Raw genomic sequence first — 25,082 nt, forward strand, 5'->3', positions numbered from 1 at the left:
CTATCCGCGCAAAGCGACCTGACCGGCCGGTCGCCCTCAATCTTTTCGCAATAGCCCATCAATCCCCGGCAACAGCCCCCGGACCGCCCGTGTCCGGGGGGCGATAGCGTTTGCCACCGCCCCATCACCCATCTTTTTTTGGAGAGACCGTCATGACCAACACCCTTCCCCCCTTTTACGGCAGTGTCGCAGCCTCGGGCGGCACCGGCCCGGTGTCGCTGGGCGCGGCCCTGCCCGGCCATGTGGATCTGAAGCGCGCCGTCGAGTATGGCGGCGGGCCGGCCATGGACCGCACCATCGACTATCTGATCCGCTACGGCAACGCGCGCGAATGGGGCACCGGCATCGTGCAGACCACGGGCCTGATGGCGCGCACCAATGTGGCCGGCACCATTGTCGAGGGGGTGGAGGACACCGCCGGCCCCGCGCCGCTGGACATCGCCGCCGGCGCGCTGATCACGTGGCAGCAGGTGGGCCCGGATCGCACAGTCGGCAGACTGACCGCCGAAAGAGATGTCGTTATCAACGGCGCATCCGGCACGGCGAAGCTGACGGCTCTGCGCACAAACAATGTCACGCGCTGGCAATATGGCGCCGCCAGCAACCCCGAAACCGGTGCCAACGCCGGCAGCAATTTCGAGCTGTACCGCTATTCAGATGCTGGCGCTTTTCTCGGCTCGGCGATGTCGGTTTCGAGAGCATCCGGCGGGGCTACATTTGCCGGCGTTGTCACCGGCCGGTCTGCCAACACCACGGCGCTGAGGGCGCAGTCAACCACAGGCAATCTGGTCAATCTGGCCTTTCAATCCAACACCGGCGATCAGGTGCGGCTGGAAGCGGTGATCGACGGGCCGGACCAAGGATCGCTGATCCCCAAGGGCGCAGAGGCAAGCGTCAATCTGGGCACGACGAGCAACCCCTGGAATGCCGCGCATTTCGCCGGCAATGTCACCATCAGGAATACCGCCCCAACCTTCAGCCTTACCGAGACAGATGGCCAGGAATTCGCAGTGGTGGCCAATGCAAGCAATCTGTTCATCAATTCGGTCAACACAGGGGGGGCCTGCATCTTCCAGAACGGAGGCGTGGAAAGAGCGCGCATTGATTTCGCGACGGGCGACGTGACGGCGGCCGGCGCGACCTTTGGCGGGGCGGCCACCAATATCACCTTTGACGCGTTGACGGGCCGCATCGATCAGCAGTCGGGCGGGTTTTCCTACGGCGTCGATGTGGGCACCCTGACCGGCATCAACCCGAATTACCATATGAAATCGGCCTCCGGGCGCACCGGCATGCTGTGGGAGCTGGACAACGACTTCCTGGCCAGCGACGGCAGCGAGGCGGCCTTTTGGGCCTTTGCTCCGTTCGACACATTGTCGGCGGCGCAGCGTGCCGGGCATTATGCCTTTCGCGCCACGATCGGCGCGGCGGCGTCAACGGATGTCTTCACCGTCGACTGGAACGGCACGGTGACGGCCAGGCAAAACCGCATCGCCATTGCCGACCCGGTCACGCCAGCCAATCGCAGCGCGCATCTGATCACATTCGACGGGGCGGCCAATGCCGCCGAAATCGGGGTCCGGGGGTCCGGCGCGGGCGGTGTGCTGGATGCGCGGATCACCTTTGACGGCCGGGCCACATGGCCGCATGTCTTCGCGGCGGACGGCTCGGTACAGCATACCGGCACGGTGACAGCGGGCGGCTCTTTGACGGTCATAGATGACGATACCGCAGGCGTGGCCTTGTCGGTGCAGGACAACAATTTCCGCCGAGAGCCCAATGCGTTTACTCAGGATTATTTTTTCGACAATCGGGCCGTCGGTGGCGACTGGTGGTTCCGAACATCGAATGCGGCGGTGAATGACACCATTCCACTGGTGCTCGAAGCGAACGGTACCGTTGTGATCGGCGGCAATATTGAACCGCGCACAGACAATACCTTTAGCTTCGGGACCGCAAGCCGACGGGCCACAGTCGTCTATGCCGCCACCGGCACCATCCAGACATCGGACGCACGGACGAAACAGGACCGGGCGCTGATCTCGGACAGCCTGCTGGACGCGGTGGACGGGACCGAGCTGGTCACCTACCGGCTGCGGGACGCGGTGGCGGAAAAAGGCGACGGCGCGCGCCTGCACACCGGCGCCGTCGCGCAGGAATTCGAGGCCGCGCTGACCGCGAACGGCATTGACGGCGACACCATCGCCGCCCTGTGCCACGACACCTGGACGGACGCGGACAGCGGCGGACAACAGGACCGCTACGGCCTGCGCTATGACCAGTTCAACATTCTGCTGCATGCCGCCGTGCGGCGGCGGCTGGCGGCGCTGGAAGACCGGCTGGCCCGTCTGGAACGGGGCTGAGCCCGGTTTTGTCACCCATCATTTCCCCCACGGGTCATGGGTCCTGCCGCCCCATCAGTGCAGCAGGCCCGGCCCACTGCCACCTGAAAGGAAACTGCAATGACCAAGCCTGCACCCACAGTCAATGCCACTGCCACCGCCGGCGGCAGCATCATCGATATTTCGTCAAACGGCGTCATTGTCGAGGATGTCAATATTGCCGGACGCGACACGACCAATCCGGGCGTGGCCCCTACCGTCCTGCCGGCCCTACAGTTTGAGGGCTATTCGGATGCCGGCACCCTTCTGGCCTACGCCCAGATGGCCGGTGTGGCCGAAGACGTTACGGACGGCGCGGAAAACGGCCGCGTGGATATCAGTGTGCGCGACGGCGGCGTCATGACCCAGAAAATCAACGTGACCGGTGCCGCCATCACGCTTCAGGACGACACCACGGTCAATGGCATCGTCACCGGCAGAGCCGCCAACACCACGGCGCTCAGAGCGGAATCGACCACAGGCAATCTGTCCAATCTGGCCTTTGTATCGAACACCGGCGATCAGGTGCGGCTGGAAGCGGTGATCGACGGAATAAACCAGGGATCGCTGATCCCGAAAGGGGCGGGCGCAAGCGTCAATCTGGGCACAAGCGGAAACCCGTGGGACAACGGCGTGTTCAAGGGGGCCGTGACAGCACAGGACTTCACCGTCGATGGCGGGTTTTTCAATATCGGCGGCGCCACGGTGGTGACCATCGCGGCCGGTGCCGTCACAGCCACCCGGTCCCATCATTTCGTGGACACGGAAGGCGGTGCCGCCAGCGACACGCTGGACACGATCAACGGCGGTACGGACGGCGACCTGCTGTTGCTGCGAACCGTTGATTCCGCGCGCACCGTGACGATTGCGGAGACAAACAATATCCGTGTGGGCGGCACCACATTCACCCTTTCGGACACCAGCGACCGCATCCTTCTGGTCAAGGCCGGTGCGCTTTGGATCACGGTGAGCCAGGCCGACACCGTTTAACATCCCACGCCGCCGTGCGGCGGCTGGCGATAATGGAAGACCGGCTGGTCCGTCTGGAACAAGGCTGAGCCCGGTTTTGTCGCCCATCCCGTCATATCCCACTTGCAAAGGAGACCCCATGTCCCCCCAGAACACGACTGACCTGAACCCGACCGGCCTGAAGCCGACCAATCTGAGCCCCCAAATCGCCGAGGCGACGCTGCAATTTCTGGCGCGCGTGCAGTTGCAGGGCAGCGAAGTGCCGGCCTTCAACCAGATCATCGCCGCCCTGACGGCGGCGGCGCGCCCGCACCAGGCCGCAGCGGACGGCCCGGTGCCGGACAACGGCGCCGGCGCCGGCAGCCCCGGATAACGCCGACACGTGCTGTCCACAGACGTTTAAAGCCGCCCCGGACCCCGGGGCGGCTTTTTTCACGCCCACTTCCCCTGCGTACAGGACCCGAAAGCGATGACATCCCCCATCCCCCCCTTTTACGGCAGCATCGCCGCCAGCGGCGGCATCGGCGATATTTCCCTGGGCGCGGCCCTGCCCGGCCACGCGGACCTGAAGCTGGCCACTGGATATGGCGGCACCGTGCCGGCCGACCGGGCGGTCGACTATCTGATCCAGTATGGCAACACCCGGGAATGGGGCACGGGCACGGTGCGGACCAGCGGTTTTCTGGCCCGCACCAATGTGGCCGGCACCATCGTCGACGGGGTGGAGGATACGGTCGACCCCGCGCCGCTGGACATCGCCGCCGGCGCGCGGATCACGTGGGAGCAGGCGGGGCCGGACCGTACGTTCGGCGCGGTCACGGTGGAGGATGTGCGGATTGACGGCACCTCGCTTGTCAACACCGGCTATTTTACGCGGCCGGGCGGGCAGGCGGTGCGCGATCTGAATGCCCTGCCGGTCGAGGCCGGCGTTTACCATACGGCCGGCCGCGCCGCCGGCACGCTGCACACCCCGCCCCAGGTGCCGGCTTCAGACGCCGGGACGCTGCTGCATGTGCAGGGCGCCGCCCCCGGCGACAACCATCAGATCTGGTTCCCGGTCACTGACGACCGGGGCGGATATGCGACCTTTTACATCCGCCGGGAAAGGGCGGCGGCCTTCACCCGCTGGGCCGAGGCGGTCGTCGCGGACGAAAACGGCGATGTGTCGCTGGAAGGGCATTTGACAGCACAGAGTATCAACCTCGGCACCGGCCACGTCACGCTTGCCCGTGACCCGGCGCAGCCGCTGGAGGCGGCGACCAAACACTATGTCGATGACCTGGCCGCCACGCCGGAGGGTATCGCCGGCAGCGCTCCGAGCCTGGACCTGAATTTCGCCGCCATCCGCGACGGGGTCCACACCCACCCCGGCAGCCTGCCCGCGGCGCTGACCACCACCCGCGCCGGCACGGCAACGCGTGTCAACGGGAGGGGCGTGATCGAGACGGTCGCGGCCAACACAGCACGGCTGGACCATGATCCGGCCACGCTGGAGCCTTTAGGGCTGCTGGTGGAAGAACAGCGGACGAATTTTCTTCTCAACAGCGGAGGGATAGGCAAGTCCGGATGGGGCACATTCCAGTCCACACTCATAACCGACACCGCGAGAGCGCCTGACGGCACTGTCACCGCCACCAAAGTGATTGCGGATGCCGGTTCAACCTCGGGCCTGGCGCGTCAGGATTTTGTTGTTGATGAAGCCACGCCATATACTGCGAGCGTATTCGTGCGCCAAGCGGATTTCGAGCAGGGCAATCTGGCAATCTTCACGTTGGAGGGGGCCCAGATTGCCCGTGCGCATGTCGCAACGTCAAATGGGGTGACCGGCGGTTTTGGCGGAGACATCGCCGCCATCGCCTACCCTGACGGATGGTATCGGTTGATGCTGACATTTACCGCCGGGCCCGGGCAATCGTCACTGAATATGCGACTGTCGGCGCGCAATGCCACCGGTGACGGTACATCCGGTATATTGTTCTGGGGTGCACAGATTGAGCAAGGCGTCTTTGCCACCAGCTACATCCCGACAACGACGGTACAGGCGACACGGACGGCGGATATTGTATCGGTTCTTGTAGACCAATGGTTGCGACAAAGAATTTCCACTTTTTACGCGGAAACAACATTCATGCCTGCCGAGCTTTCAGTGCGTGGCTTGTTCTACCTGAACAATGGCCAGGGTAATTTGAGGGGGTATGGTCTCCAGCTCGACACCCGTCAAAACATATCCCAGGCAGTCGGTGTAACGCGCACAAACGCAGGTGTCCGCCAAACAGTAAGCCCTGTGGGGACGCTGATTTCCGGTAAAAACAAAGTTGCCTTCTCATTTGACACCGTTAGTCAAACCGTTGCGGCAAATGGTGCCTACACCAGAGATGATGGTACGTTTACAGATGCTGACGCCTCTCAGTTCTTTGTCGGATTCGCCAATGTCGCGGAAACCTCAGCATTACTGAACGGCCACATCAAGCGCCTGACCTATTGGCCCCGCCGCCTGGCTGACACAACCCTTCAGGCGTTGACCGCATGAATTATACGACACCTGGCCCATAACCGGCGCAGAGACAGACAGGACCGCCGTCCTGCCATGGGTACGCGGCACAGACGGCGCAGGACAAAAGGGCCTGTTGACGGGCTGAGGTCCGATCTGTCCGGCACCGGCCCCTTGCAGTCGGGCGCGTCTGGCGTGCGCAACCGGCACAAGGCCAGGGGCACGGGAGCAAAATATCACCTTTATGTGGTCCCCCGCGTTTGCGGGGATTTTTTACACTGTTCATCGCGCGTGTCCGCGCGGCACTGGTCGCAGACTGATTGGCCGCGCACTGACTGATAGCAGACCGGCCAAGACCGCACGGCGGCGGCATTAACGGCCCAAGGCCCCTTAAAGACAGCGCAAAGCAACGCAAGGACACCGCAGGGCCACGCCGGGCGGGCCGGTTGGCGGCCCGCTCTCCCCTCCCCCAACCTTAACATTTTAAGGAGAACGACCCATGACCGCACAGACAGCAGCGACCATCCACGGCAATGCCGTCGTCAACGGCAGCGTGACGCTGGGCGGCGACCCGACCGCCCCGCTGGAAGCCGCCACCAAGCAATATGTGGACAACAATGGCGGCAGCCTTGCCGGCATCGCCGGGGTCACACCGACGCTGGAGCTGAATTTCGCTGGCATCCGCGACGGCGTGCAAAGCGACAACCAGACCTTTCCCTCCACCGTCACCGTCACCCGCGCCGGCACGGCGACCCGCGTCAACGGACTGGGCCTGGTGGAAAGCGTGGCGGCCAACACGCCCCGCATCGATCATGACCCGGCGACCCTGGAAAACAGGGGTCTCCTGATCGAGGAGGCGCGCACCAACATCGCACTGCGCAGCGAGGCCTTCGACAATACGGTGTGGCCCAGGACAGCCGGTGTCACCGTGACGCCGAACGACGCCATCGCCCCCGATGGCACACAGACCGCCGACCGGATCGATTTCGCCGCCGCCGACCAGATAATCGCACAGAATATCACCGTCACAGTCGGTGTGACCTATCAGGCATCCATCTGGATCAAAGGCACGGCGGGCGAGACAATTCTGGTGGACAATTCGGGCACACTGGAAACCTTCACCCTGACCGGGGTCTGGCAGCGGCTGGTTCTGGCGGGAACGCCGGGCAGCACATCAGGCAACCTGAGCATATCCACATTCGGCGGTGTCACGGCCCGCAGCGTGCTGCTTTGGGGTGCGCAATTCGAGGAGGGTGCTTTCGTCACCAGCTATATTCCCACCGCCGCCAGCGCGGTGACACGGGCGACCGATGTGGTGCGCATCAGCGGCACGCCGTTCGCCGACACATACCGCCAGGGTGTGGGCACCTTTTTCGTGGACGCGGCAAAAATCGGCGCGGCGGACGAAACCTTCGACCATTTCATCGGTGCCACTACCGGCGATTTCAACAATGAAGTCAGCCTGTTCTATGGCGGCACGAACAACACGATCGCCTTTCTCGTGCGCAAGGCGGCTGTTGCATCGGTGAGTAGCACGCGGGGCAACGTACCCCCCGGCGTGCGTTTTACCGCCATTGGGGCCTTTGCCGAAAACGACGCCGCCTTTACCATCAACGGCTTGCCCGTCTTTACCTTTACCACGGTCGATGTGCCGGATACCACGCAGCTCGACATCGGCAATATAGGCGGCATCGCACCGGCCAATGCGCATCTTAAACGCGTGGCCTACTGGCCACGGCGCCTGCCCGACAGCACGCTGGAGGCCGTGACGGCCTGAAGGCCCCCTGAAAAGCGTGCCCCTTTCGGCCGGGACCAGCGGTCCCGGCCGTCCCCCAGCCACATAACACCCTTCACGCGGGCCGGTCCCACCCACCGGCCCGCTTTTTCATGCAGTGACCAGGAGACCCCAAACCATGAGCGACCCCGCACCCGCCTTTTACGGCAGCGTGGCGGCATCGGGCGGCACCGGCGATATTTCGCTGGGCGCGGCCCTGCCCGGCCATGCGGATCTGAAAACCGCCGTCGATATCGGCGTCGACCAAACCGGCGGCGGCCTGCCGGCGGACAGGGCCATCGACTATCTGATCCGCTACGGCAATGCCCGCGAATGGGGTGTGGGCGTGGTGCGGGTGGACGGCCGGTTTTCCCGCACGGCGATTGCCGGCACCGTTGAAAACGGCGTGGCCGACACCGGCACGCCCGGCCCCCTGGATATCGCCGCCGGCGCGCTGATCACGTGGGAACAGGTGGGCCCGGACCGCACGTTCGGCAGACTGACCGCCGAACGAGATATCGTGATCGATGGCGCCCCCGATGCCACGAAACTGACGGTTCTGCGCACCGATAACGTGGCGCGCTGGCAATACGGAGCGACGGTTGAAGACGCCGGGGGCGACGGCGGTGATTTCGCGATTTACCGCTACGGCAACGACGGCGCTTTCCTCGGCACCGGGCTGCTGATCAGAAGAGCGTCCGGCAATATCCTGACCGGCGCTGAATTGAATGCAGGGGGTCTTGTATCCCAGGACGGGGACATCTGGCTGCGAAATATCGACCCCGGCGCCGATTTTCAGACGTTACACAGTGTCATCTTCCAGGGGTTCAACACGGCCGGCGGCTTGCGGTCCTATGGCGCGATCACAAGTGTGGCCGTCAGTGCCGCCAGCGGGGCGGAAAACGGGCGCATTGATCTGAACGTGGTCGACAATGGGGTGATGACGCAGAAAATCAACGTGACAGCCGATGGGGTCACAGTGAAGGACAACGTCGTGATCAATGGTACGGTCACGGCGGACGCATTTACAAATAATTCCGCCAACGACGCACTGTCGATTGTTGGCGGCACCGATCCGGCGACAAGCGGCACCATACAGCTTTTCGGTGAAAACACTGTTTTTGACCAGATCGACTTTTATCCTGAGGGTACGGGGACAGGGCCTGCCCTAAGAATGAGCAATACAGATTCCACCTTTTCCGGCACCGTCACCGGCCGGGCCGCCAATGCCACGGCGCTGATCGCGCAATCGACCACGGGCAACCTGGTCAATCTGGCCTTTGCATCCAACACCGGCGCCCAGGTGCGGCTGGAAGCGGTGATCGACGGGCAGGATCAGGGATCGCTGATCCCCAAGGGGGCGGGGGCATCGGTCAATCTGGGCACGACGGGCAATCCCTGGAACGCCGCGCATTTCGCCAGCAGCGTGACGGCGGGCCGCCTGATCACCACGACAACGACGATCGGCGGTCTGCTGGCACAGTACACGAGCATATTCCCTTCTTCGGGCGCGAGAAGCTTTAACATTCTTGCACCTGAATCTGACGACGGTAACGCGCCGTTCATCTTCAGTACCGCGAATGCTGTTACCTTCCGCGTTGATACGACGGACGCTTTAAAACTGGATTCTAAAGGCAGAGCCGCCTTCGCCGGCAGCGTGTCGGCGGGTCAGGTATCAACGAATACACTGGCTAACGCACAAGGCCATACACTTGCCCGATTTGTGGGAACGGGCACTGAGGCATGGCTGACAGCACTCGGCATTACTGGCAATGCCCATGTTTTCGAAGGTCAGTCCTTCAACAATCTGATCTTCGGCATCCAGTCCAACAGTCAGGCAAATGACCGCATGTATGTTGTTGGATCGGGGGATGGGTCCGCGAACTATGACCGGATTGCCATGCAAATGGATCGGGACGGTAATGCTGGCTTTGGCGGCAGTCTAACCGGGTCGGGCTACCTGTTCAGCGCGGACAATACATACAGCGTCGGCTCTGCCAGCAATCGGGCCAGCGTCATTTATGCCGCCACCGGCACTATCAACACCAGCGACGAGGCGCAAAAGCAGGATATCGCCGACCTGACGGCGAAGGAAAAGGCCGCGTTTCTGGCTGTTGCCGCCACGATCCGCACATACCGGTGGAAAGACGCCGTCGCCGCGAAGGGAGAGGGTGCCCGCATCCACACCGGCATCATCGCTCAAGCCGCTATAGCCGCCTTTGACGCGGTGATGGGCGCCGGCGCGGCGGTCAGGTACGGATGGGCCTGCTGTGACGCGGTGCCTGTCATGAAGACACGGACGGTCACAAAAGCCATCACACGCGACGTCACAGTGACCGAAGACGAGCCTTACAGCGAAATCAAAATCATCGACGGCGAGCCCGTCGCGGTGGAAGGCGTGCGCCAGGTCGAGCGGCCCGTTATGGACATGGTGCAGGTCAGGGACGCCCAGGGTGCGCTTAAAACCGACAAGGACGGTCAACCGGTCATGCATCCGGTTCCGCGCACCGAGACGGTCATGGAAGAGGTGGAGGAAAACTATGCGGACGGCGCTTGCGACCAATTCGGCATCCGCTATGACGAACTGATGGTCGGCATTATCGCGGCGATGCAGTGATGGACGACAGCAAGCCGTCTCGCATCCCGGTCGCCCTTTCGGCGGCCTTTTTTTAGCGCATATGACCGACACACGCAAAAGCACACACCGGCGGCGGCTGGGCGCGGCGGCGACCCGGTTGACCGCCGGGCGGCGCCGGACGTTTCTGGACACGCTGGCCGCCGGGCTGACGGTGACGCAGGCAGCCGACGCCGCCGGCGTGCACCGGGCCACGCCCTACCGCTGGCGCGAGGAGGACAGGACCTTCGCCGCGGACTGGGCCCAGGCGGAACGGGCCGGCACCGACACCCTGATCGGCGAGGCCCGGCGCCGCGCCGTCGACGGCGTGGACAAGGGCATTTATCACAGCGGCAAGCGGGTCGACAGCACCCGCGCCTACAGCGACACGCTGCTGATGTTCCTGCTGCGCCAGCGCGACCCCAGTTTCCGCGAGCGCCCGCCGGCGGATACGGCGGGCGGGACGGACACGGCCATCCGCCGGCTGAACGACGACCAGCTCAACGCCCGCATCGCCGCCCTTTTGGGCGGCCCGGAAAGCCCGGACTGTCTGGAAAGCCCGGACTGTCTGGAAAGCACAGACAGTCTGGACGGTGTGAACAGTCTGGACGATACACCGGGCGGCGGAAGCACAAAGAGCGGGACAGACTAGACGGAAGCCCCGCAAAAGGTGCGGACACACACCGGGAAAACGGCTGGCAGCCGGGGCGGCAGACATTGGAACATCCGCCGCATGTACGGGGCCGCGATGTTTTCGCCGCCCGGTATATCAAACCATACATAAAATCCTTGACCCGTGTCCGGATTGACCGCATGCTTGATAGATAACCAGTTAAATTGGCGGCATGCGCCCGGATGGATAGAACAGTCCAACGCGGCGCTTTTTTTATGCGCTGATCCGGACCCTGACCCGGCCCTGACCCGGTTTTTCAGTCCCTGATGGATTTTGACAGGCAGCACCTGTCCACTCCCGCCCGGACCGGTGCACTGCCTGATCCGCTGCCTGGCCCACTGCCTGGCCCACTGCCTGGCCCACTGCCTGGCCCACTGCCTGGCCCACTGCCTGGCCCACTGCCTGGCCCACTGCCTGGCCCACTGCCTGGCCCACTGCCTGGCCCACTGCCTGGCCCACTGCCTGGCCCACTGTGCAAATCACTGTGTCATTCAGTGCGCAAACCGGCATGCGGTCAGGTGTACGAGCTGGTGAGCGCCATGGGAACACGGCAGGAGGACGCATGGCCGCACATCCGACCCGTCCGCCCGGCGGCGCCCCCGCCGAGGCTGCCGTGACAGACGACGCCCCAGTGCCGACGGGGCTGGACCATCTGAGCCGTCAGCAGCGGCAGGAACTGCTGGCCCTGCTGGCGGAACGGGACCGGCGCGACGCCCGCGGACTGTTCGACCACCTGTTTCCCGATGCGCCCCATATGTGGCGGGGCGAGACCTTTCACGGGCGCGACCGCTATCCCAAACATATGGAGTTTTTCGCGGCGACGGCGACGGCCACCTATGTCGCCTTCATGGCGGCGAACCGGGTGGGCAAGACTGTGACGGGCGGCTATTTCACCGCCGCGGCCGCCACCGGGCGCTATCCGCCCTGGTGGACGGGACGGCGCTGGGACCGGCCGGTGCGCATCTGGGCGGCGGGCAAGTCCAACGCCACCGTGCGCACCATATTGCAGACGAAACTGCTGGGCCGCACCGTCCATGAGGGGGCGCGGAAATCCGTCGACGGCACCGGCATCGTGCCCGGCGACAGCATCGGCCGCATCACCTGGAAAGCGGGCCTGACCGACGCGGTGGACACGGTGCGGATACGCCACCTGTCGGGCCGGTGGTCGGTGATCGACTTCAAATCCTATGAACAGGGGCGCGGCGCCTTTGAAGGGGCCGAGCAGGACATCATCTGGCTGGACGAGGAACCACCCATCGACATCTGGAACGAATGCGCCGTGCGCGTGATGACGACGGGCGGCGTGCTGATCGGCACCTTTACCCCGCTGGACGGCATCACCGACACGGTGCTGCTGTTCCTGCCCGGCGCCAGACCGGATGCCTGAGACCCGACGATTAAGGCCGGATGCCCGCGTTCTGATGACTGCGTTCGGATGCCTGAGTTCGGATGACTGCGGTCGGACAACTGAGCTTGGATGACTGAGTTCCGGCGCTTCAGCCCCATCGATCAAGACCCTGAAACCGGAGGTGACGCCATGCCCCATATCGGCGACGGCCGCTATCTGGTGCGCTGCGGCTGGGACGATGTGCCCCATCTGGGCACGCGGGAAAAGGCCGAGCTGCTGGCCGGCACCCCGCCGCACCTGCGCGACGCCCGGTCAAAGGGCACGCCGTCGCTCGGCGCGGGCGCGGTCTATCCGGTGGAGGAAAGCCTGATCACCGTCGCCCCCTTCGCCGTGCCGGACCACTGGCCGCGCGCCTACGGGCTGGACGTGGGGTGGAACCGCACCGCCGCCATCTGGGGCGCGTGGGACCGCGAGGCGGCGTGCCTGTATCTGACGACCGAACATTACCGAGCCGAGGCCCTGCCCGCCGTGCACGCCGCCGCCATCCGCGCGCGCGGCGCCTGGATACCGGGCGCGGTGGACCCGGCGGCACGCGGCCGCAACACCCATGACGGCCGCGCCCTGATGCAGGACTATCTGGACCTGGGACTGCGGCTGAGACCGGCGGCCAACGCGGTCGAGGCCGGCATCCTGCGGCTGCTGGACCTGCTGCAGACCGGGCGGCTGAAGGTGTTTTCCACCTGCCGCAACTGGCTGGCCGAATGGCGGCTCTACCGCCGGGACGAACAGGGCCGCATCGTCAAGGCCCACGACCATCTGATGGACGCCACGCGCTATCTGATCATGGAATACCAGACCATCGCGAAAACCCGCCCCGCGCCGACGCCAGAGACGGCGCCGGGGCCGATCGCCCCGCCGACAGGAGACGCCCGTGCCGGATATTGAGCCCGCCCCCGCCCCACCGGCCCCAAACCGGAGCGCAACGGACGGCCCCGTGACCGGATCAATTGATGCCGAGACAGCCGACCCCGGCGCAATCGATCCCGGCGCAATCGATCCCGGAACAGTCGACTCTGGAGCGATGGAGGAGGCCGTCACCGCCCTGCTGCACCGGCTGGAACGGGAATGCGCCGATTTCGTCGCCGCCAAAACCCGGATCGAGGAGGAATGGACCGAGGACATGCGCGCCCTTTACGGCCGCTATGACGAACAGACCGAACGCGACCTGAAGGAACACCGCAAATCCCGCCTGTTCGCCAATATGACCCGCCCCAAGACCCACGCGTGGGAGGCCAGGCTGGCCGACCTGCTGTTCCCGACCAACGACCGCAACTGGGGCATCGGCCCGACCCCGGTGCCCGAACTGGCCCTGGCCATCGCCCGCGATCCGGGCGGCGCGCCCGGCAGGGGGCCGCAGACACCCAACATGACCGACGGCGGCCAGAACGCGAACAACATGAATGCGGAAGGCGTGATTATGGAGGGCCTGAATACGCAGAGCATGGGCGGCGACAGTATGGCCGGCAGCGGCCGGGACGCGGAGCTGCGCGCCCGCGCCCTGAGCGCCCGCGCCATTCTGGACGAGGCCCGCCGCCGCGCCGACGCCATGCAGGACGAGATTGAGGACCAGCTGATCCAGGGCGGCTATCAGGCGGCCAACCGGCGGGTGATCAAGGATATGTGCCGGCTGGGCACCGGCATTCTGAAAGGGCCGGTCACCACCGGCGACACCCGCGAACGCTGGGTCGCCGAAACCGGCGCGGACGGCCGCACCCACTGGCGCCACAGCGCGCTGGCGGACGAAACGCCGAAATTCGTCCGGGTGGATCCGTGGTCGTTTTTTCCCGACCCCGGCGCGCGCATCGGCGAGGACCTGGAAAAAACCTATGAACGGCATCTGCTGACGAAAAAGGCCCTGCGCGACTGGGCGAAACGGCCCGGCTTTTACCGCGACGCGGTGCGCCGCCTGCTGGCCGACGGGCCGGCGGACGCGGTGCCGTCCTATCTGGCCGACCTGCGCGCCATCACCCAGGATGACGCCCATACCGTGCGCGACCGCTATGTCGCCTGGGAATATCGCGGGCCGCTGGACGCCGACGACCTGAAGGCCCTGTTCGCCCATGCCGGCGACGACACCGGGCTGGCCGCCATCGCCGGCGCCGACATTCTGACGGATGTGCAGGTGGTGATTTATTTCTGTCAGGGACAGGTGCTGGCCGCCGGCCTGCATCCGCTGGACAGCCGCCGGTCCCTTTATGACGCCTGCCCCTTTTTCGAGGATGAGGCGTCGCTGTGGGGCTACGGGGTGCCGCGCCTGATGCGCGACGCGCAAAAGGCCATCAATGCGTCCTGGCGCATGATGATGGACAATGGCGACCTGTCCACCGGGCCGCAGATCGTGGTCAAGAAATCCAAGATCATGCCCGCCGACGGCAGCATGGCGATCAAGGGCCGCAAAATCTGGTACGCGGACGAAACCACCGCCGTCGGCGATGCCTTCGCCACCTTTCCCATCGACAGCCGACAGGGCGAGTTGATGAATATTTTCGAGCTGGCGCGCCGCCTGGTGGATGACGAGGTGTCGCTGCCGCTGATCGCCCAGGGCGAACAGGGGGCGCAGACCACCCGCACCGCCAGCGGCCTGTCCCTGCTGATGAATTCGGCCAATGTGATTTTCCGCTGGGTGGTCACCAACTGGGACGACCACATCACCGTGCCCGCCATCCGCAAACAGTATCATTACAATATGCAGTTCAGCCCGCGCGACGAGATCAAGGGCGATATGAGCGTCGAGGCGCGCGGCTCCAGCGTGCTGCTGGTGCGCGAGCTGCAGGCCCAGAATATCATGACCGTCCTTGCCAATTTCATCGGCCATCCGGTGCTGGGCCGCTATGTGCGGGAGTACAATTCGCTGAAAGCGGTCTATCAGACCCTGATGCTGGACGCCAAGGAACTGCTGTATTCCAAGGAAGAGGTGGAACAGCGCCTGGCCGAAGCCGCCGAGGCGGAGGCGCAAGCCCAGGCCGAGCAGGCCCAGGAACAACAGGCCCAGGCCGACCCCATGGACGACCCTAGGACCGCGCGCCTGGCCTTTGAGCGGGAAAAACTGGCGGCCGAACTGGAAGACCGCGCGGCCGAGCGCGCCGCCCGTCTCAACACCGCCCGGCTGACCAACGAAACCGCCCTGATCAAGGCCCTGACCGGGGACGAACTGGCCTATGAAAAACTGCGCGCGGTGCTGGCCGACAAGGCCGAGGACCGCCTGACAAAGGAACGGATTTTCCAGGGCGAGATGCATTTCAAGGAACGTCAGTCCCGGCGCGAGGCCATGACCGGCAAGGACCTGCCGGACGGCACCCGCTTCGCCCCTTAAACCCTGAAGACGGCATATCCTGAAACACGACAGACACCCAAAAAAACGGACGGACCCGACCCATGACCCTGCATGACAGCGGCCAGTATGACAGCGGCCCGGCACCGGCGGACGCGGGCGACGCGCCGGTGCCCTGGCGTATCCTCGCCGATTTCATCGCGGCCGAACGGGCGCGCGCGCTGGAAACCGTCGCCGCCATCGGCGTCTGCCAGCGCCGGGCCGATGCGGCGCGCGGGCGCCTGGCGGTGCTGGCGGCGCTGGAAACCCTGAACACCCCGGCGCCCGAGCCCCGCCCGGCGCCGGACATCTATCCCGGCCTGGGCGGCCCGCCGGACTACTGACCGCCCCGGAACCCCTAACATCGAAGACCCACAGCACTGCCCCACCCGGCGCCGGGCCCCCGCCCGGCCCGCCCGGCGGCGCGTGCCCGACAGGAGACAATTCGCCCATGACCGATAGCATGACCGATACCAGATACACGCCCCATCCGGAGGACGAAACCGACACCGCCGCGCATACCGCGATGGGCGCTGCGCGGGACACTGCCGGGGACACGGATGGTGACGGGGCGGACAGCGATGGAAACAGTGGCGTAGACAGCAGTGGGGACAGCGGTGGGGACGGCTTTTCCGCCGCCTTCGTCGCGGCGGCCCGTGACACGGATGGTTCCGGCACTGCTGGCGATGCTGAAAATCCTGGCGACACGGATACCTCCGGCGAAATGGATACATCCGGCGACACGGTTACCTCTGGCGGCAGTGGCGCCGGGCCCGACATCTGGGCCGGCGCGCCCGATGCCCTGACGGCGGAACGGGACCGGCTGCACGCCGAAATCGACAAGCTGACCGGCATCGCCCGCGGCCATTCGGGGCGGGAACGGGCCCGGGTCCGGCGCATCGCCGAACTGGAAGCCGAACTGTCCGCCGCCAAAACCACCCTTGCCGCACCCGGTACCACCGCATCCCCAAAGCGTGCGGGTGCAAACCCCGCGAACCATAACGCCGCCCACACGGCCGATCTGAGCGACGCGCTGACCCGCGTGGCCGACTGCTTTCCCGAAATCCGCCCGCTGATCGACGAGGTCCGCGCGCTGAAACTGGGACAGGAACAGTCGTCCATGGTGCTGTCCGCCGCCGCCCGCGCCGCCGAGGCCGAACAGCTGGACAGGAACGAAGCCCTGCTGCTGGAAGCCCACGGCGATTTCGCCGAGATCACCGGCGACCCCGCCTTTGCCGACTGGGTCGGCGAGGCCCCCGCCTATATCCGCGCGGCCGTGGCCCGCAACGGCGCGGCCATTGTCGACGCGGCCGAGGCCATCGATATCCTCAACCGTTTCAAGACGGATAGAGGAGCGGATAGAGGAGCGGATAGAGGAGCGGACAGAGGAACAGAAAAGGGAACGGATACGAAAGCGGCCCCGTATGCCGACGCGGCATATGGCGCCTCAAATCATCAAAACCCGGCACACACGGCCCCGTCGAAACGCGCCCTGCAACGGCGCGGCGCCGGCGCGCCCAGGGCCACCGGCACCCTGCCGGCCGCCAGCGGCGCCCCGCGGGATTTCGACGCCGCCTTCGACTATTACGCACGCCGGACCGGGCGCCGGACCCTGCGCTAGACCGACACCGCACAGCCACATACAGCCCTGCCCGCACACCGCGCCCAGGCGGACGGCCGGCCCGACGGCCCGCCCCCGCCCGAATTGCGCAGACCTGAGCAGACGTCAGCAAACCTGACCGCCCGGTGACACGGCAGGGACACGCACCCGAACCACACGGCCAAACACAGAGCCAAACACAGGGCCAAACACACGGCCACACATACGCAGACACAAGGACACACCCCATGGCACAGACACAATATGGCGATATCGGCACACGGGCCGCCGCCCATGCCGCCAAACAGATGCTGGATCACGCGCGCCCCGTGCTGATCCTGGAAAAATTCGGACAAAGCCGGCCGATGCCGAAAAACAGCACGGAAACGGTGAAATTCCGCCGGCCCGTGCCGCTGCCGCTGGCCACCACCCCGCTGGTCGAGGGGGTGACGCCGACAGCGACCAAAATGGCCTATGACGACGTGCCCGCCACGCTGAAACAATATGGCGACGTGGTGGAAATCAGCGACCGGGTGCACGACCTGGCCGAGGACCCGGTGCTGAAGGATGCCGCCATGCTGTGCGGCGAACAGGCCGGCGCCACCATCGAGGATGTCACCTGGGGCGTGCTGCGCGCCGGGACCACGGTGTTCTACGCCAACGGCGCCAGCCGCGCCGCCGTCAACACCAAGATCAGCAAGGACAAGGTGCGCGCCGTGGTGCGCAACCTTCAGGCCCAGAAGGCCCGGCGCATCACCGCCGTCCTTGACGGGTCGGTGCATCTGAACACCACCCCGATCGAGGCATCCTATATCGCCGTCGCCCACACAAACGTGGAAAACGACATTCGCGACCTGCCCGGTTTCGTCCCCGTCGCCGAATACGGCACCCGCAAGACCGTGTGCGAATACGAACTGGGCACGGTGGAAAATGTCCGCTTCGTCCTCAGCCCGGACTTGGGCGAATTCGCGGACGCCGGCGGCCTGAAGGACGGCGCGACCGGCGCGATGAAATCCACCGGCGGCACCAATGCCGATATTTACCCCATCGTGTTTTTCGGCAAGGAGGCCTTCGGCTGCGTGCCGCTGCGGGGGTCGCGCGCGGTGACGCCGACGGTGATCAACCCCAGCACCCCGTCCAAGTCCGACCCCCTCGGCCAGCGCGGCTATGTCGGCTGGAAAACCTATTACACCGCCGTCCGCCTGAACGAAACCTGGATGGCCCGCCTGGAGGTGGCCGCCAGCGAACTGTAGGACGCGACTAACACTATACCTAGCAACACTTACAGAGTGGCTTCAGATTCTGAGTAAAGAACGCAGGAAATAGCCTGCCAAAAGAAGAACTCCGGCGAAAGCTCACCTTCGCCGGAGCATTTCAACTGAGGATAAAGATCAAAAGCACTATTGAGTGAGCCAAAAGTGCAATATTGACCTTTACTTCAATCGTTACTGAAACCGAGAAATTACGCGTCATGTGAGACGTCTCCTCGGTCGCAGGCGCCCGCAACCGTCAAGGAGTGCGGAAGTCGCGCCGACGTTACGGTTTAGCCGCCGTTCGTCGGTTTATCGGCCCACCATCTACCAGTGCACTGGTTTCTGGCAGCAATGGTTAGCGTACATCCCCGGCACCATGGCGGAGGATGAACCATTGAGTGTACGAGGATTTGGCATAAGACGCTTTCTTATACCATTTCGTCGTACAGAATTATGGTGGGCCGATTTGACCTCAAAGTCGAGTCATTTAGCCTAAAACACATCCATAAGGCTCGGGGTTTCAAGGCATAATTCATAAACCTGAACAATCGCCATATCGGAAGTTTCCGACAAAATATGTTGACTTCAGCGTCAGTTGTTGTACGAATAACGTACGTAAATATTTACGGTCAAGATATTGAACCATCCCTGTCATGGGCCATATCATATGCGTAGGGAAACGCATGTGATTTAGGGGATTGTCCGTGGTCAAAAAACGCCTGCCCATGTCCAGCCGGAAAATCGCCTCATGGCTGATCCGCGAAGGGTGGGAGGAAATACAGCAAAAACGGACCAGCCACCGTCAGTTCAAACATCCGGACACGGGCCGGAAACTGACGGTGCCGCACCCGAAAAAGGATTTTCCCGCCGGCACCCTGCGACAGATTTACAAGGTTGCCGGCTGGGCGTGAGGGACAGCGCACCCCCCGTATCACGGGGCACCCGCTGGCAGGAGAGACGAGTGGCGGTTTACACAGGCATTGTGCACAAGGACGCGGGCAGCGATTACGGCGTGCATTTCCCCGATCTGCCGGGATGTTTCAGTGCCGGGTCGGACATGGACGACCTGATCCAGATGGCGACCCGGGCCGTGGCCTTTCATGTGGACGGTCTGGCCCGTGACGGCGACGCCGTTCCCGCCCCCCGCGCGGTCGCCGACCTGATGACGGACCCGGAGGTGAAAGAGGACCTTGCCGCCGGCGCCACACTGATCCAGGTGCCCCTGTTGTCCCGTGCCCGCGCCCGACGGCGGGTGGAGGTGCAGATGGACCAGCACCTGCTGGACGCCATCGACCGGCGCGCCAAGGCCCTTGGCATCACCCGCACCGCCTTTCTGCATGAGGCGGCGGAAAGACTGCTGCTGGACGCAGGCTGATATCTTTTTGGCCTGATATCCTTTTGGCCTGAGTATCTTTCGACCTGATATCCTTTGATCCGACATCTTTTGACTTGGGCGCACAGGCGCCCGGTACCGTCGACCGACCGCTTTAAACCATCGAACAATCGCGTTTCAGGGGCGGCCCATCCAGGGCCGCCCCTTTTCATTCCAATCAGGGAGACATCCGATGACCGACACCCCCCTTGCCCCAACCCCCATCCCGCTGGACAGCGCCGGCGCGCGGGACCTGCGGCGGTATGCCCGCGCGGTGTTGCAGCTGGACGTGTCGGATTTTGAAAATGCCGGCTCGCTGCGGGCGAAAATCCGCGCCGCCGCGCCGGATACGCAGGCGATCGTTCCGGAGCAGGACGGGGTTTTGGCTGAGCACGGGGTTTTGGCTGAGGACAGCGCCCCGGCACAGGGCGACCTAGCTGCCGCACCGGGCGCGGCGGACGGCGGGGATATGGACGGGTATCTGCGCATTCTGATCCCGCGCCAGGAAAAACACGGCGGCGGCGACCCCGTGCCCGTCAACTGCAACGGCCGGCAGATCATCGTCCCGCGCGGGCGGGAATGGCCGGTCAAGCGCAAATTCGTCGAAATCCTGTCCCACGCGGTGGAACGGCAATACAGCGTCACCCTCAACCCCCACACCCGCGAGGCCGAGATGACATCCCACGACGTGCAGGCCTATCCCTTCCAGATTCTGGGCCCCTGGGCCGGGCCGCTGCCGGCCGAGATGACGGGCAGCACGTCCGGCGGCGCCCGGTAACGCGGCGGAAGGGACAAGCGCGATGAATTTCCTCGACCTGTGCCGCAAGACCGCCAAGCTCAGCGGTACGCTGGGCGACGGGGTGCCGGCCAGCGTGGTCGGCCAGACCGGGCGTGTCGCGCTGATCGTGCAGCTGGTGGCGGACGCCTGGGTGACGGTCCAGAATGCGCGCCCCGACTGGCTGTGGCGGCGGGCGGCGTTTGAAAAACCGCTGCCGCCCGGCACCCCGGCGGTGACGGCGGCCGGCCTGGCCCTTGACCGGTTCGGCGCCTGGCTGACGCCCCGGCCCGACTGGTATGTCTGGCGCGAGGCGGACGGGCCGGACAGCGCCGCCCGCGTGATCTTTCTGCCCTGGACGGCGTTCAGCGACCGCTACGGCCATCCGGCGGCCCGGCCGGGCCCGGTGCGCCACATGACGGTGCGCCCCGGCGACCGGGCGCTGATGGCCGGGCCGGTGCCGGACGCACCGCACCGCCTGCGCGGCCATTATGTCAAAAGCCCGCAGGTGCTGGCCGGCAATGCCGACACGCCCGACCTGCCGGCCCATCACCACGATGTCATCGTGGACACGGCCCTGCGCATGCTGCACGCCTATGACGAGGCGGATTTCCGCCTGGCCGTGTCCGAACGGGATGTGGCCGCCCGCATGGCCGCCCTGGTGCACGAACAGGTGGAAACCCCCTATCTGGCCGTGGAGCCCATCGCCTGATGGCCCGGTCGGCGGTGGAAAGCCCGCTGGGCGGCGGGCTCGACCTGGTGACGCCGCCCTTCCGGCGCGATCCGGGCCGGGCCATTGCCGGGCTGAATTACGAACCCCGGCCCGAAGGCTACAGACGCCTGGAGGGGTATGAGCGCACCGACGGACGGCCCCTGCCGTCCACCCGAACCTACTGGATGCTGGACCATGACACGCCGCTGACCCCCTTTGCCGTCGGCGAAACCGTCACCGGCGACACATCGGGCGCCAGCGCACCCATACTGGCCGTGCCGGATGACCCTGATGGCTCCGGCGACCCCGGCGCCCCCCGGCGGCTGGTCATCGCCGCGCCGGACGGCACATTCGCCGCCGGCGAAACCCTGCGGGCGGGCGGTGTGGCGCGGGCCACGGCCCTGGGCCCCGCCGTGCGGGACGGGGCGACCGGATTTTTGGACACCGCATACCGCACCCTGGCCGAGGAGCATCAGCGCGCCCTGATCCGGCCGGTGCCCGGCAGCGGCCCGGTGCGCGGCGTCCATATGCTGGACGGGGTGCTGTATGCCCTGCGCGACAATGCCGCGGGCAGTGAAAAACATCTGTGGCGGGCCACCGCCGACGGCTGGCACCGGGTGGCGACCGGGCGGCAGCTGGATTTCACCGCCGGCACGGCGGATGTGGCCGTCGGCGCGACGCTGACGGGCGCGACCTCCGGCGCCGGCGGCACGCTCACCGCCGTCACCGCGCGCAGCGGCACGGCCACGGGCGGCGACTTGGCCGGGTCCTTCCTGTTCGAAGGGGTCGGCGGCGCCTTTCAGCCCGGCGAAGCCTTGCAAGCGGACGGCGGCCCGGTTGCCGTGGCCGCCGGGGCGGATGCGGCCGTCACCCTGCCGGCGGGCGGCACCTGCCGCTTTGCCGGCGGCATCGTCTCGGGCTTCGGCCCGCGCCTGTACTGGGTGGACGGGGTCGGCCCGGCGCGGTCCTTCGACGGCCGGGTGGTCGAGACGCTCACAGGCCCCATCGCCCCCGACACGCCCGGCCATATCGCCGTGCACAAGGATCATCTGTTCCTGTCCTACGGCGCGTCGGTGGTCAATTCCAACCTGGGCGACCCGTACCGGTTCGAGGGACGGATCAGCGCCACCGAGACCGGGTTCGAGGAACCGGTGACCAACCTGCTGACCGGGTTTCAGGACACGCTGATCATCACCGGGCTGAACCGCATCGCCGCCTATTACGGCACCGTTTTCGGCGGGGTGGAGGCCGACAGCGAACTGCGCGTCATCAACAAAAGCGTCGGCGCCCTGCCCGACACGCTGGCCACCGTGATCCAGCCGGTGTTCATGGACGCCGCCGGCCTGCGCAGCCTGGCGGCGGTGCAGAATTACGGCAATTTCGAGCCCGCGACCCTGTCCAAGGCGTTCAAGCCGTGGCTGGACGCGCGCACCCGCGCCGGCGCCCGCCCCGTCCACACCCTGGTGGTGCGGGAAAAGGGGCAGGCGCGCATTTTCTGGTCCGACGGTCAGGGGCTGATCGTCGATTTCACCGGCACATGGCCGGCGGCCATGCCCATGCTGTATGACCGCCCCTTCACCGCCTTTGCCAGTGTCGAGGATGCCGGCGGCCGCGAGCGTCTGTTCGCCGGCGGCGACGACGGCATGGTCTATACGCTGGACAGCGGCAATTCCTTTGACGGGGCGCCGCTGCCCTACACGCTGCGCCTGGCGTTCAACCATCTGGGCGCGCCGGCGCGGGTCAAACGCTTTCACAAGGCCGAGATCGAAATGACGGCGCCGGGCGGCGCCACCCTGCGCATGACGGCGGACGTGGACTATGGCCGTCCGGGCGGCGCCTCGATCCCGGCGCAGGATTTCACCGTCTATGGCGGCGGCGGCTTCTGGGACGAGGTCAACTGGAACGAATTTTACTATTCCAGCGTCGAGGGCCGCGCCGAGGCCCATATCGAAGGGCTGGGCGCCAACATCACCGTCGGCCTGGCCGGCCGGACCACACGACAGCCGCCGCACACCCTGCACGGCGTGACCTATGTGGTCTCGCCCAGAGGTCAAAGACGGTAATGGGGACAGAGAAGATAATGGGGTCAAAGACGGTGATGGGATCAGGACCGGCGGCACCACCCCCGACCGCACCCTCGGCACTGGCACCGACAATACTTCCGACACCGGCGGCAGGCAGACACAGACAGGACGGCAGGCCATGAGCAACGACTATTACACCCACGGCCCCCGGCTGGAGCCGAACACCCTGGCCCGGGCCGAGGATTCCAATGCCAATTTCGAACAGATCCAGGCCGCCTTCGACCGGCTGCCGGATGAGCGGGCGTTGAAGGAAGGGCGCGTCACCTTTGCCGCTGTCACCGCTTTCGGCAATGCCTACAGCGCCGATCTGCCCCACCCGCCGGACGGGTATGGCGCCGGGCTCAGCCTGGCCTTTATCGTGCCGGCGGACAATACGGGCCCGGCCACGCTGGATGTGCGCGACGGCAACGGCGTGCCGCTCGGCCCCGTGGCGCTGAAACGCCATGACGGGCAGGCCCTGTTGCCCGGCGACCTGACGGCGGGCCAGGCGGCGCTGGCCGTCCATTCGGGCACCGACTTCATCCTCGCCGGCCAGCATGGCGGCGAGGCGGCGCTGGCACGGGCCTGGGCGTCACAGGCCGCCGGCACGGTGGCGGACGGCCTGAAATCGGCGCGGGCGTATGCCGGCGACGCCGCCGGCTTCGCCGCCAATGCCGGCGTCACCGTCCAGCAGGCCGCCGACCATGCGGCCACGGCGCTGGCCCATGCCGGCACCGCACTGACCCACGCCGGCACCGCCTCGGCCCACGCCGACACCGCGCTGGCCCATGCCGGCGACGCCGCCGTCAGCGCGGCCGAGGCCGCGGCGGCCGCCCAGCAGGCCATCACCGGCGCGCCGACCATATTGCCCGAACTGCTGGACGTGCCCGCCTATAGCGGCCAGGCCGGCCGGGTGCTGGCGGCGAATGCGGCCGAGGACGGCGCCGAATGGATCGCCCTGCCCGCGCCCACCGGCAGTTTTCTGGCGCTGGACGACACGCCGGCGGCCTTCACCGCCAACCGGGTGCCCATTGTCAACGGCGCCGGCACGGCGCTGACCTTCACCGACAAGGTGCCCGCCGCCGCCGCCGCCGACACCGCGACAACCGCCGGCACGGCCACCACCGCCGCCACCGCGTCCACCGCCGACAGCGCCCTCAGCGCCGGCAACGCCACCACCGCCGGCGGGCTGGCGGTGTCCGCCGGCGGCAATACCGAAGCCAACCGGATCGCCCGCACCGACGGCGGCGGCAACCTGCCGACCCGGCGGGTGCGCCAAACCGCCTCGGTCTATAAGGCCTCAGGGGTGCCGGCGCGGATTTATGCCGGCGGCAACGACGGCTGGACGGATTTCTACAGCGCGGACAGTTTCGCCGAGGCGATGCGCCACACCCTGCGCGGCCGGCTGTTCGATGTCACCACCACCACCGCCAGCCTGACATTGAACCCAGGCACCCATTACGCCGTGGTCTGCACCAACACGGCGGCCATTACCGTCACCCTGCCGGCCCCGACGGCGCGGAAGACTTTCGTCATCAAGGACGGCAACGGCCAGACCAATGTCACCATCGCCACCGCCGGCGCCCAGCTGATCGACGGCGCGGCGGAATACACGCTGACCAACCCGTGGCAGTCCGTCACCGTCATCACCGACGGGGCGAACTGGTTTATTATTTAAAGGAGGATG

19 protein-coding genes are annotated in these 25,082 nt (G+C 65.8%); all 19 read left to right on the forward strand.

The annotated features are described in order from the left end of the window. Positions 1 to 152 precede the first annotated feature (152 nt). The 19 genes from BXY39_RS01900 (at position 153) to BXY39_RS01990 (ending at position 25,073) form a co-directional block, all read left to right on the forward strand. A complete protein-coding gene (locus BXY39_RS01900) occupies positions 153 to 2,363 on the forward strand; it encodes a tail fiber domain-containing protein (protein ID WP_121937138.1) in 2,211 nt (736 codons plus the stop codon). 99 nt (positions 2,364 to 2,462) lie between these two features. Continuing rightward, positions 2,463 to 3,371 (forward strand): hypothetical protein, encoded by a 909-nt coding sequence (locus BXY39_RS01905; protein WP_121937139.1) that lies wholly within the window; start codon positions 2,463 to 2,465, stop codon positions 3,369 to 3,371. Between the two features lie 118 nt (positions 3,372 to 3,489). Then, positions 3,490 to 3,723 (forward strand): hypothetical protein, encoded by a 234-nt coding sequence (locus BXY39_RS01910; RefSeq protein ID WP_121937140.1) that lies wholly within the window; start codon positions 3,490 to 3,492, stop codon positions 3,721 to 3,723. A gap of 96 nt (positions 3,724 to 3,819) precedes the next feature. After that, entirely contained in the window at positions 3,820 to 5,880 is a 2,061-nt protein-coding gene (locus BXY39_RS01915) for a phage head spike fiber domain-containing protein (RefSeq protein ID WP_121937141.1), read from the forward strand. 460 nt (positions 5,881 to 6,340) lie between these two features. After that, positions 6,341 to 7,618 (forward strand): phage head spike fiber domain-containing protein, encoded by a 1,278-nt coding sequence (locus BXY39_RS01920; protein ID WP_121937142.1) that lies wholly within the window; start codon positions 6,341 to 6,343, stop codon positions 7,616 to 7,618. Between the two features lie 136 nt (positions 7,619 to 7,754). Then, positions 7,755 to 10,232 (forward strand): tail fiber domain-containing protein, encoded by a 2,478-nt coding sequence (locus BXY39_RS01925; protein ID WP_121937143.1) that lies wholly within the window; start codon positions 7,755 to 7,757, stop codon positions 10,230 to 10,232. Positions 10,233 to 10,293: 61 nt separating this feature from the next. Next, positions 10,294 to 10,881 (forward strand): hypothetical protein, encoded by a 588-nt coding sequence (locus BXY39_RS01930; protein ID WP_121937144.1) that lies wholly within the window; start codon positions 10,294 to 10,296, stop codon positions 10,879 to 10,881. A 583-nt stretch (positions 10,882 to 11,464) separates the two neighbouring features. Next, positions 11,465 to 12,289: a terminase large subunit domain-containing protein gene (locus BXY39_RS01940; protein WP_170163553.1), complete on the forward strand. Its 825-nt coding sequence runs from the start codon at positions 11,465 to 11,467 to the stop codon at positions 12,287 to 12,289. A 90-nt stretch (positions 12,290 to 12,379) separates the two neighbouring features. Further along, positions 12,380 to 13,195 (forward strand): phage terminase large subunit family protein, encoded by an 816-nt coding sequence (locus BXY39_RS01945; RefSeq protein ID WP_211332034.1) that lies wholly within the window; start codon positions 12,380 to 12,382, stop codon positions 13,193 to 13,195. A gap of 49 nt (positions 13,196 to 13,244) precedes the next feature. Then, complete coding sequence (locus tag BXY39_RS01950) at positions 13,245 to 15,623, forward strand: hypothetical protein (protein WP_147453431.1); 2,379 nt, start codon at positions 13,245 to 13,247, stop codon at positions 15,621 to 15,623. A 62-nt stretch (positions 15,624 to 15,685) separates the two neighbouring features. Continuing rightward, on the forward strand, positions 15,686 to 15,964 hold the full coding sequence (locus BXY39_RS01955; RefSeq protein ID WP_121937147.1) for a hypothetical protein: 279 nt from the start codon (positions 15,686 to 15,688) through the stop codon (positions 15,962 to 15,964). 107 nt (positions 15,965 to 16,071) lie between these two features. After that, positions 16,072 to 17,241 (forward strand): hypothetical protein, encoded by a 1,170-nt coding sequence (locus BXY39_RS01960; RefSeq protein WP_121937148.1) that lies wholly within the window; start codon positions 16,072 to 16,074, stop codon positions 17,239 to 17,241. Between the two features lie 227 nt (positions 17,242 to 17,468). Continuing rightward, on the forward strand, positions 17,469 to 18,473 hold the full coding sequence (locus BXY39_RS01965) for a N4-gp56 family major capsid protein (protein ID WP_121937149.1): 1,005 nt from the start codon (positions 17,469 to 17,471) through the stop codon (positions 18,471 to 18,473). Between the two features lie 704 nt (positions 18,474 to 19,177). Further along, positions 19,178 to 19,384 carry a type II toxin-antitoxin system HicA family toxin gene (locus BXY39_RS19260; protein WP_211332035.1) on the forward strand — a complete coding sequence of 69 codons (207 nt, stop codon included), beginning with the start codon at positions 19,178 to 19,180 and terminating at the stop codon, positions 19,382 to 19,384. A 50-nt stretch (positions 19,385 to 19,434) separates the two neighbouring features. Continuing rightward, entirely contained in the window at positions 19,435 to 19,848 is a 414-nt protein-coding gene (locus tag BXY39_RS01970) for a type II toxin-antitoxin system HicB family antitoxin (protein ID WP_170163554.1), read from the forward strand. Between the two features lie 190 nt (positions 19,849 to 20,038). Further along, complete coding sequence (locus BXY39_RS01975) at positions 20,039 to 20,623, forward strand: hypothetical protein (RefSeq protein WP_121937151.1); 585 nt, start codon at positions 20,039 to 20,041, stop codon at positions 20,621 to 20,623. Between the two features lie 22 nt (positions 20,624 to 20,645). Beyond that, positions 20,646 to 21,332 (forward strand): phage adaptor protein, encoded by a 687-nt coding sequence (locus BXY39_RS01980; protein ID WP_121937152.1) that lies wholly within the window; start codon positions 20,646 to 20,648, stop codon positions 21,330 to 21,332. Then, on the forward strand, positions 21,332 to 23,395 hold the full coding sequence (locus BXY39_RS01985) for a hypothetical protein (RefSeq protein ID WP_170163555.1): 2,064 nt from the start codon (positions 21,332 to 21,334) through the stop codon (positions 23,393 to 23,395). The genes BXY39_RS01980 and BXY39_RS01985 overlap by 1 nt, the downstream gene beginning before the upstream one ends. Before the next feature lie 139 nt (positions 23,396 to 23,534). Beyond that, entirely contained in the window at positions 23,535 to 25,073 is a 1,539-nt protein-coding gene (locus BXY39_RS01990; protein WP_147453433.1) for a hypothetical protein, read from the forward strand. Positions 25,074 to 25,082 lie beyond the last annotated feature (9 nt).

It is taken from the genome of Eilatimonas milleporae, from assembly GCF_003688555.1.
In the GTDB taxonomy this organism is placed as follows: Bacteria; Pseudomonadota; Alphaproteobacteria; order Sphingomonadales; family Kordiimonadaceae; genus Eilatimonas; species Eilatimonas milleporae.

Coding starts and splice junctions, on each gene's coding strand:
- BXY39_RS01965 (WP_121937149.1), top strand. CDS start 17,469: ATGGCACAGACACAATATGGCGATATCGGCACACGGGCCGCCGCCCAT.
- BXY39_RS01930 (WP_121937144.1), top strand. CDS start 10,294: ATGACCGACACACGCAAAAGCACACACCGGCGGCGGCTGGGCGCGGCG.
- BXY39_RS01990 (WP_147453433.1), top strand. CDS start 23,535: ATGAGCAACGACTATTACACCCACGGCCCCCGGCTGGAGCCGAACACC.
- BXY39_RS01905 (WP_121937139.1), top strand. CDS start 2,463: ATGACCAAGCCTGCACCCACAGTCAATGCCACTGCCACCGCCGGCGGC.
- BXY39_RS01940 (WP_170163553.1), top strand. CDS start 11,465: ATGGCCGCACATCCGACCCGTCCGCCCGGCGGCGCCCCCGCCGAGGCT.
- BXY39_RS01920 (WP_121937142.1), top strand. CDS start 6,341: ATGACCGCACAGACAGCAGCGACCATCCACGGCAATGCCGTCGTCAAC.
- BXY39_RS01980 (WP_121937152.1), top strand. CDS start 20,646: ATGAATTTCCTCGACCTGTGCCGCAAGACCGCCAAGCTCAGCGGTACG.
- BXY39_RS01955 (WP_121937147.1), top strand. CDS start 15,686: ATGACCCTGCATGACAGCGGCCAGTATGACAGCGGCCCGGCACCGGCG.
- BXY39_RS01910 (WP_121937140.1), top strand. CDS start 3,490: ATGTCCCCCCAGAACACGACTGACCTGAACCCGACCGGCCTGAAGCCG.
- BXY39_RS01960 (WP_121937148.1), top strand. CDS start 16,072: ATGACCGATAGCATGACCGATACCAGATACACGCCCCATCCGGAGGAC.
- BXY39_RS01985 (WP_170163555.1), top strand. CDS start 21,332: ATGGCCCGGTCGGCGGTGGAAAGCCCGCTGGGCGGCGGGCTCGACCTG.
- BXY39_RS01945 (WP_211332034.1), top strand. CDS start 12,380: ATGACTGAGTTCCGGCGCTTCAGCCCCATCGATCAAGACCCTGAAACC.
- BXY39_RS01915 (WP_121937141.1), top strand. CDS start 3,820: ATGACATCCCCCATCCCCCCCTTTTACGGCAGCATCGCCGCCAGCGGC.
- BXY39_RS01925 (WP_121937143.1), top strand. CDS start 7,755: ATGAGCGACCCCGCACCCGCCTTTTACGGCAGCGTGGCGGCATCGGGC.
- BXY39_RS01975 (WP_121937151.1), top strand. CDS start 20,039: ATGACCGACACCCCCCTTGCCCCAACCCCCATCCCGCTGGACAGCGCC.
- BXY39_RS01900 (WP_121937138.1), top strand. CDS start 153: ATGACCAACACCCTTCCCCCCTTTTACGGCAGTGTCGCAGCCTCGGGC.